The 8293-nt window shown below is 27.9% G+C and carries 10 protein-coding genes; 9 read left to right on the forward strand and 1 reads right to left on the reverse strand.

Annotation, left to right across the window (positions count from 1 at the left end; genetic code table 11):
• The 8 genes from BZ132_RS06740 to hemA all read left to right on the forward strand — a co-directional run.
• Positions 1–1078: Ig-like domain-containing protein (locus BZ132_RS06740; RefSeq protein ID WP_286940680.1), on the forward strand; the 1078-nt coding region annotated here is incomplete at its 5' end.
• Between the two features lie 244 nt (positions 1079–1322).
• A complete protein-coding gene (locus BZ132_RS06745; RefSeq protein WP_286940681.1) occupies positions 1323–2087 on the forward strand; it encodes a coenzyme F420-0:L-glutamate ligase in 765 nt (254 codons plus the stop codon).
• Between the two features lie 7 nt (positions 2088–2094).
• Positions 2095–2991 (forward strand): 2-phospho-L-lactate transferase, encoded by an 897-nt coding sequence (cofD, locus tag BZ132_RS06750; protein ID WP_112149752.1) that lies wholly within the window; start codon positions 2095–2097, stop codon positions 2989–2991.
• A 76-nt stretch (positions 2992–3067) separates the two neighbouring features.
• Positions 3068–3835: a GTP cyclohydrolase III gene (locus BZ132_RS06755; RefSeq protein ID WP_011406974.1), complete on the forward strand. Its 768-nt coding sequence runs from the start codon at positions 3068–3070 to the stop codon at positions 3833–3835.
• A gap of 84 nt (positions 3836–3919) precedes the next feature.
• Positions 3920–4648 (forward strand): tRNA-dihydrouridine synthase, encoded by a 729-nt coding sequence (locus BZ132_RS06760; RefSeq protein WP_011406975.1) that lies wholly within the window; start codon positions 3920–3922, stop codon positions 4646–4648.
• Positions 4649–4768: 120 nt separating this feature from the next.
• Complete coding sequence (locus BZ132_RS06765; RefSeq protein WP_011406976.1) at positions 4769–5251, forward strand: methanogenesis marker 9 domain-containing protein; 483 nt, start codon at positions 4769–4771, stop codon at positions 5249–5251.
• Between the two features lie 57 nt (positions 5252–5308).
• The gene (locus BZ132_RS06770; protein WP_011406977.1) at positions 5309–5941 is read left to right on the forward strand and encodes a bifunctional precorrin-2 dehydrogenase/sirohydrochlorin ferrochelatase; all 633 of its coding nucleotides are present in this window, start codon (positions 5309–5311) and stop codon (positions 5939–5941) included.
• A 155-nt stretch (positions 5942–6096) separates the two neighbouring features.
• Positions 6097–7284: a glutamyl-tRNA reductase gene (gene hemA / locus BZ132_RS06775; RefSeq protein WP_011406978.1), complete on the forward strand. Its 1188-nt coding sequence runs from the start codon at positions 6097–6099 to the stop codon at positions 7282–7284.
• Positions 7285–7340: 56 nt separating this feature from the next.
• On the opposite strand, the gene dmpI is transcribed toward hemA, so the two are convergent.
• On the reverse strand, positions 7341–7526 hold the full coding sequence (gene dmpI / locus BZ132_RS06780) for a 4-oxalocrotonate tautomerase DmpI (RefSeq protein ID WP_011406979.1): 186 nt from the start codon (positions 7524–7526) through the stop codon (positions 7341–7343).
• A 175-nt stretch (positions 7527–7701) separates the two neighbouring features.
• Between dmpI and BZ132_RS06785 the strand changes: the two genes are divergently transcribed.
• Entirely contained in the window at positions 7702–8160 is a 459-nt protein-coding gene (locus BZ132_RS06785) for a universal stress protein (protein WP_011406980.1), read from the forward strand.
• The last annotated feature ends 133 nt before the right edge of the window (positions 8161–8293 follow it).

An 8293-nucleotide genomic window follows, 5' to 3' on the forward strand; every position in this document is an offset into this window, starting at 1 on the left:
ATCATTAAACAACACATATGCAGTGACAGTAACTGGAAATAATCATCAAGTAACAGATAATAGTTTAGTTGCTAAAGAATTATCTGGTGATAATTCAGTACTAGCTACTGGTGAAAATAACACAATTAAAGATAATACTGGAAAAAATATTGAATATGTAAATATCAATGTAGATTCAGCTATTATTGGTACAGTTAACACTCCTATTGCCGTAGTTGTTAATGTTACAACAACTGATGGTTCTAAAGTAGGGGAAGGATTTGTTAGATTAACTGATAATAAAGGTAATATTATTGCTGGAGCAACAGTAGTTGATGGTAGTGCTACAATATACACCACATTTACAACAGCTCGTGCAAGAAATATACAAGTAGATTATGTTGGAACAGATACTTATGCTCCACAAACAGCTACTACCATGATTATTGTTAACAAAGCAAGTGGTAAAGATATGCTTTTCACATTAAATCCAGTAACTGCTAAAATTAATGATACAATATCAATATCTGCTACATTAACAAATATAAATGGTACTGCTATTAATGGTGGAGTTGTAATCTTCAAAGTAAATGGTAGAACATTAAGAGATAATGATGGTAACATAATTTATGCTAAAGTAGTAGATGGTGTAGCTATGATAGATAATTTCATAGTACCAAAAGGATGGGCAAAATCAAGTATTACATTCACTGCTAAATATGGTGGAAATAATGAATATAGCCCTATTATGACAAATGCTACTATGAATATTACAAAATCTGTTGCTAAAGTAGAAATTACATCTAATACAAATGTAGTAGCAGGAAAACCAGCAACATTCTCAGTAAAAGTTACAAGTGATGATAAACCAGTAAATGGTGGAACTGTAATATTTAAAATTAATGGTAAAACATTAAGAGATACTGATGGTAATATTATACAAGCTAATGTTGTAGATGGAGTTGCAACAATCAACTACACAATACCACAAAACATGGCTGCAAAAGAATATAACTTCACATGTGTATTTGGAAACTCATTATATGAACGTAGTGATGTTAACAGTACACTTACTGTTGTTGAAGAAAATTTTATTTAATTTTCTTTAGCCATGATGAGAGAATAGTTTTATCTATTTCTCTCAAATTTTTTAAAAAAAAATGTTTATTATAGAAATCTTATTTTTTAGAAATTCATATCTATTTTACCTATACAATCATTTTTCATACCCCTTTTATTAATACTTGTTTTATTTAAAAATTTTATATTAACAATTCAATATATATTATAAATAATTAAGATTATGGTCTGGCTTTAAATAGATTAAAAGAAGATGATTTATTATGAGTTTAGAAATTATAGGTGTGGAGAATTTTCCAATTATTGAAGAAAATGATGATTTATCTAGAATAATATGTGATACACTTAATTATAATAATATTAAGTTAGAAGATGATGATGTTTTAGTTCTTGCAGAGACTGTTGTATCTAAAGCTGAAGGAAATTATGTTAAGATTGAGGATGTTGTTGTTTCAGATAAAGCAAAAGACATTTCTTTAAAATCAGAAAAAGATGCTAAACAATGTCAAATTATTCTTGATAATACTAAAAAAATTATTAGATGTCAAACTGGACTTATTATAACAGAAACCCCCCATGGTTTTATCTGTGCTAATTCTGGAATTGATAATAGTAACTGTAGAGAAGGTTATGTTACACCCCTTCCAGTGGATGCTGATAGAAGTGCAAGATGTATAAAAAAATATCTTGATGAAGTCTTTGATGTGGCTGTTAGTGTTATTATCTCTGATACACAGGGCAGACCATGGCGTGTTGGTGCTGTTGGTGTTGCTATTGGTATCAGTGGTATTCATCCTTGTACTGATTTTAGAGGAAGTAGCGATTTGTATGGTCAAGAATTGATGAGTACAATTGAAGGTACTGCTGATGAACTTGCTAGTGCTGCATCCTTAGTTATGGGTCAATCTGATAATGGTATTTGTCTTGTTTTAATTAGAGGTTATGATAATTCCTTAGTAAAATGCGCTATTGATGAGGCAAGTATTAGTGAATCTATTCGCGATGAAGAAACTGATGTGTTTAGGTAGTGTTACTATGATTACTGTTTTATCTGGCGGAACTGGTACTCCTAAATTATTACAAGGTATTAAAGAAATTATTAAAGCCAAAGACTTAACTGTTATTGTAAATACTTTGGAAAATAATTATTTTTCTGGAGTTTATGTTAGTGCTGATGTTGATACTGTTATGTACACATTGTGTGATTTAATTAATGACAAAACATGGTATGGACGTGTTGATGATACATTTTATACACATGAAGTATTAGAAGAATTAGGTTTTCATGAAACACTTCGTATTGGTGATAAAGACAGGGCATTAAAAATACAGAAGACTGAATTACTCAAAGAATATTCATTACAAGATGTTGTTAAAATACAGAAGAATGCTCTTGGTATTGAATCTACCATTTTACCAATGAGCAATACACAACCCCATGTTACTATTGACACTGATGAGGGTATGCTGTCATTTCATGACTTTCTAATTACACACCAATCAAAACCTCATGTAAATGATGTTATATATTCTCCTGTTGAAGCTGCTGATGGTGTTATTGAATCTATTGAAAATAGTGATACTGTAATAATTGGACCTTCAAATCCTATAACATCCATTAATCCAATAATCAATATGCCTGGTGTGAAAAAAGCTTTGAAAAATGTTTATGTTACAAGTGTATCTCCATTTATAAGTAATAATGCCATTAGTGGTCCTGCTAGTAAATTTATGATGGCAAAAGGATACAGTAATGATTGTGTTGGAGTAGCTTCAATTTATAAAGATTTTCTTAATCATTATATAATAAATAATACAGATGACAAATATAAACATATTATAGAAAATGAAATACCTAAAGTATCATTAGAGAATATAATTTTAAAAACAATGGAAGATAAAATCAAACTAGCAAAAATGATACTTGAATAAATAATTATAATTTAAATTCATATATTGAAGTAAAAAATTGGAGAAAATTTTTTTAAAGAATAATAAAAGTGATTGAATGATACAAGTTACATTAATACAAATAGATAATTATGGGCCTTGGACAGTTACACCAGGACCAAGAGCAGAACCAGATTTACAAACATTACAATCAAGATTATATGGAGATTTAGAACGCGAATTTGGTGCACATGGAGCAATAGTATTTTTTAATAGATTTGATAATCTTATTGCAATAAGTAATGGTATGGATTATGATGATCATCTACTTATTCAACAATCTATAAGAAATAGATATCCTATCACTATAAGTATGGGGGTAGGTACAGCAGATACTGCATATGAAGCTCAAAAAATCGCTACTAAGATGATTCAAAATGGTGGTGGAGCTCAAAGTGCTAATAGATGTGAAGTTTTAAATATTGATTCATTAGCAGATGATGATAATAGTCTTGTCCAAATTGCCCATATTGATATTAATGATATAACAAATACATTAACTGATATTGAAACTGCCTTTGATACATCTATAAAGGTATATGAAGTACTTCTTGCATTGATGGATGAACTTGCAAAAATTGGAGGTATGTGTTTTTTCATAGGTGGAGATAATTATATGGCTCCTACTAATGGAATATCTAAAGATCAATTACGAGAGGCTCTAAAAGTTGTTGATAAAAAAACTGGTGTTACCTTAAAAGCAGGAATTGGTGTTGCAAAACAGGCAGGACGTGCTGCTGATTTAGCAGACATTGGATTAGAGGATATTAGAGCAGAACTTGTAGATGATTCTGTCTTGTTATTTAATGATTTAGATGAATATTAATAACCATCCTTTTTTTTATTTTTATGAAAACTATTTTTTATTAAAATTATACTAAAATAAATGTTTATGTGAGAGGTTATTATTATGAATGTATTATCTGCTATGGCTGGAATCTGTGATGGTGAGTTTTGTAAGAAATTTACTAAAGAAAATATTGATATTATAACTTTAGGTGGATATAATTCAGATTTAGAAACAGATACTGCAGGTATTGAAAACACAAAAAATAATAGGCAAGAATTTATAATTAAACCCACTGAATTATCTTCCCACATATCAAAACAAGTAGAAATAATCAGAAACTACAATCCATCATGGCAAGGTTTAATTAGTGTTAATTTAAGAGGTATAAAACCAGAATCATTTAGAGTAGTTAAGAACAACAAAAATATTGATATTTTAGAAATAAATGCTCATTGTAGACAAGAGGCTGTTGTAAAAGCAGGTGCTGGAGAAGGTCTTCTTAAGGATAAGAAGAGACTAAGTCAAGTATTAGATGAGGTTTCATCGTATGATATGGATGTTAGTGTGAAGATACGTGCAAATGTATGTGGTGTTGATACTTTAGAAATCACTAAATTAATAGAATCATATAATATAGACTATATTCACTTAGATGCTACAAATCCTGGAATTATGGAAGCTGATTATGAAATTATAGAAGAAGTTAGTAACAACACAGAGATACATTTAATTGGAAATAATAGTGTTACAACACATGATGATTATATGAAAATGATAAATAGTGGAGCTGATAGTGTTTCTGTTGCAAGAGCTGCACTTAATGGAAATATCCAAGATATTTTTTATTAAATATGAAAAATTAATTATTTATGAAAACCATAAGTATTATTAATATAAAATAATTATACTAAGAAAATATCTTTTTAAATAATAATTAAATGTAATAATTAAAAGTAAGGAGTGATTATAATGGGATGGGATGATGCACCAGCTCATGTATGTAGAGGAGGAGATATAAGAGGATTGGCATTTTGTTGTCCTCCAGTTAAACCTTGTCCTGTACATACTAAACTAGCAGAGGTAGGTTTAAGTCCTCAGGAATTTGTGAATATTAAGGAAGAATTTGGTAAAAAAACAGAGTTAGGTAAAGGTACTGGAACATGTTTTGGATCTTTAATCTGGTGTTGTAAAGCTTCAAAACCATGTCCACTAAGGGATTCTGTACTTCAATCAATAGGTATGTCACATGATACCTATATGACATTAAAAAAGGAATTGGCCAACGAGATTGTTAAACATTCAAATGTTAATGAAATAACATATTCTGATAAAGACATAAGTACTCTTGCTGAAACATTTAATATTACCATTGATGAAGCAAGAAATGCTTTAACTGAAGCTGGTAATGATTTAAAAACAGCAATTAAAAATCTTAGATTAAAAAGTTTATAATTCTATAAACTTTCTATTTATTACTATTTTTTTATGAATCCTTGAAGGTATTGTATTATGACAGTTACATCATTGTTTTTAGATATGGAAGAGAAAAATGTGTTAATTGTAGGTACTGGCCAAGTTGGTATTAGAAGAGCACGTCGATTTTTAGATGCTGGTGCTTATGTTTCTATTATAACACATGGAATTGATTATGATATAAAAGAGGAATTTATAAATAAGGGCGCTGTATTCTATAGTGATAATGCTTTAGATGAATTAATTAAAAAATGTGATTTAGTAGTTGTTGCTACTGATAATATGGAATTAAACAGGGAAATTTCTCTTAAAGCTCATGATAAATTAGTAAATTGTGCTAGTGATATTTCTTTAAGTAATGTTATTGTTCCATCAACATTTAATATTGGTTCTGTTACTATTTCATTATATACTAATTCAAAAAGTCCTCTTATGGCCAAACAGTTACGTAAAAAGATACAGAGTATTATAACTGAAACTGATATTTTATTTATAGAATTACAAGAGTATGTTAGATATCTACTAAAAAAACATGTTTCATCACAGGATGATAGAAAAGAATTTATGATACATGTTAATGAAGATGAAATTGTGCAGAAATTAATTGAAGAAGGAAAATTAGATGAGGCTAAAAAATATGTTAAATGCCTCATAGAAAAGATAAACTAAATTTTAATATAAATATTAGTATTATTAAGTAAATAAATAGTATAAGTAATTAATATATGGTAATGAAATTAGATAAATGTATTTTAATTAAATATGAGTATGTGAAGCTTATTTGAATGATACAATGAAATAAAAATCTAATAAGGGGATTGTGAATGTTAGTTAATATTCGTATAGATTTTAAAATAGCAGATATAGAAACAATGGAAAAATCATATGCTAAACTAGATATGATAAACGCTGAATTACATGAGAAATTAGATATTTTAGAAGAAGTTACACTAAAAACATGTAATAGATATGAAATTTATCTTCTAATTGATGAAGAAGTTAATATTCCCACAACTACTTTTATTGTTGAAAAGAATGATATGGCTATAAATCATTTGTTAAGATTAGCCTCTGGACTTGAATCAATGATTATGGGTGAAGATCAAATATTAGGACAAATAAAAACTGCCCGTAAAAATGCCATAAAAAATAAGACTATTGGCCCAAAGCTTGAGAAGGTTTTTACAAAGGCTATACATGTTGGTCAGACCATACGTAAAAATACCCATATAAATGAAGGTGGTGTATCTGTAGGTAGTGGTGCTGTAGAACTTATTGAAGAAAAGTATGGTTCATTGAAAGGAAAAAATGTTCTTATAATTGGTGCTGGAGAAATGGGTACTGTTGTTTCTAAGGCTTTGCTTGAAAAAGAAACAAATACAATAGTTGTTGCTAATAGAACATATGATAAGGCAAGACAGTTAGCTCAAGAATTAGATGGTGAAGCTATAAAATTTGATGAAATGAATAATGAACTTGTAAATATTGATATTGTAATTAGTTCTACTGGTGCTCCTCATAGTATAATAAGTAAAGAACGTATAGCATTTTTACCTGAAGAACATTTACATGACATGATTATGTTAGATTTAGCTAACCCTCATGATATTGAAAATGATGTTCAGGAATTAGGTGTTAAATTATATAACCTTGATGATTTAAGATATGTTACTGATAAAAATAAGGAACGTCGTAACAAGGAAGCTATTAAGGCTGAGGCTATTATTGAAGATGAAACCCTTCTTCTTAAAGAATCTTTAAAACAAATGGAAATAACTCCGATTTTATCTTCATTAAATATTGAAGCTGAAAAAATTAGAAAACAAGAACTTGATAAAACATTACACATGCTTGATTTAGATAAAAAATCATCTAAAAAGGTAGATTATTTAACAAGAAGTATTACTGATAAACTATTATATAATATAATTAACAATTTAAAAGAAGCAGCTGCTAATAATGATAAAGACACTATTAGAAATGCTAAAAAAATACTCCTTGAATATAACTAACCAATAGGATTTCCCTATTTCTTTTTTTAAAAATATTTGAAAAAATATTATTAAATTTAATGCATGTCTGATAGTTGTTTTCCACCCACTCCAACATTATCCATTGGATTTTCATATATAGATATGGTTATTGCTTGTTCTGGCAAGTTATAACATTCTGATGCTACTTTTGTTATTTTTTCAATTAATTCCTTTTTTTGTTCTTTACTTGCTTTAGGTCCTTCTATTGTTATTATTGGCATTATATCACCTTATGTTCATTTTATAAAATATCTTAGTTTTAATATATATAGTTAAATATTTGTTAATATATAACATTAATGATTTAGAAAAAATAATAGTAAAACATAATACTTATTAAATAATATAATAATAATTATATTCTCAAAAAGAGTAATAATTATAGAAGGAATGAATATGTACAAAAAAATATTATTACCTACAGATGGTTCAAAAAATTCAGAAAAAGCTATTGAACATGCATTACGTATAGCTGAACTTGAAGATTCAGAAATTATTATACTCAATGTAGTTGATAGTGTTTATTTAACAGGACTTCCAGAGGAAGATTTAATTACTAAATCTGAACTTATCTTAGAAGAGGAAAGTCAAAAAATAATCAACCATGTGAAATCCATTATTGAAAATATGGAAGAAGAAAAAGGATTTAAAATAGATCATGTTAAATTAACACCTAGAACAGAAGAAGGTAATGCAGCAGATGTTATCTTAAAATTATCTGAAAAAGAAGATGTTGATTTAATTGTTATAGCAAGTAGTGGTAAACACATGCTTGACAGATTTTTATTAGGTAGTGTGACTGAGAAAACTGTAAGACATTCAACAGTCCCTATTCTTGTCATTCCAAATAAATAATAGAATGAATTTCTTTTTTTTATTTTTTTTAGATTATAATTATTATAACTTAGATACTTATTAGTTATAACTTAGTTTATTAATAATATATAAGTTTTTAGAAATAAGTTATAATTAACTAAAGTATAACATA

This window comes from Methanosphaera sp. DEW79, from assembly GCF_003266085.1.
Lineage (GTDB): Archaea > Methanobacteriota > Methanobacteria > Methanobacteriales > Methanobacteriaceae > Methanosphaera > Methanosphaera stadtmanae.

Coding starts and splice junctions, on each gene's coding strand:
- BZ132_RS06745 (WP_286940681.1), top strand. CDS start 1,323: ATGAGTTTAGAAATTATAGGTGTGGAGAATTTTCCAATTATTGAAGAA.
- cofD (WP_112149752.1), top strand. CDS start 2,095: ATGATTACTGTTTTATCTGGCGGAACTGGTACTCCTAAATTATTACAA.
- BZ132_RS06755 (WP_011406974.1), top strand. CDS start 3,068: ATGATACAAGTTACATTAATACAAATAGATAATTATGGGCCTTGGACA.
- BZ132_RS06760 (WP_011406975.1), top strand. CDS start 3,920: ATGAATGTATTATCTGCTATGGCTGGAATCTGTGATGGTGAGTTTTGT.
- BZ132_RS06765 (WP_011406976.1), top strand. CDS start 4,769: ATGGGATGGGATGATGCACCAGCTCATGTATGTAGAGGAGGAGATATA.
- BZ132_RS06770 (WP_011406977.1), top strand. CDS start 5,309: ATGACAGTTACATCATTGTTTTTAGATATGGAAGAGAAAAATGTGTTA.
- hemA (WP_011406978.1), top strand. CDS start 6,097: ATGTTAGTTAATATTCGTATAGATTTTAAAATAGCAGATATAGAAACA.
- dmpI (WP_011406979.1), bottom strand. CDS start 7,526: ATGCCAATAATAACAATAGAAGGACCTAAAGCAAGTAAAGAACAAAAA.
- BZ132_RS06785 (WP_011406980.1), top strand. CDS start 7,702: ATGTACAAAAAAATATTATTACCTACAGATGGTTCAAAAAATTCAGAA.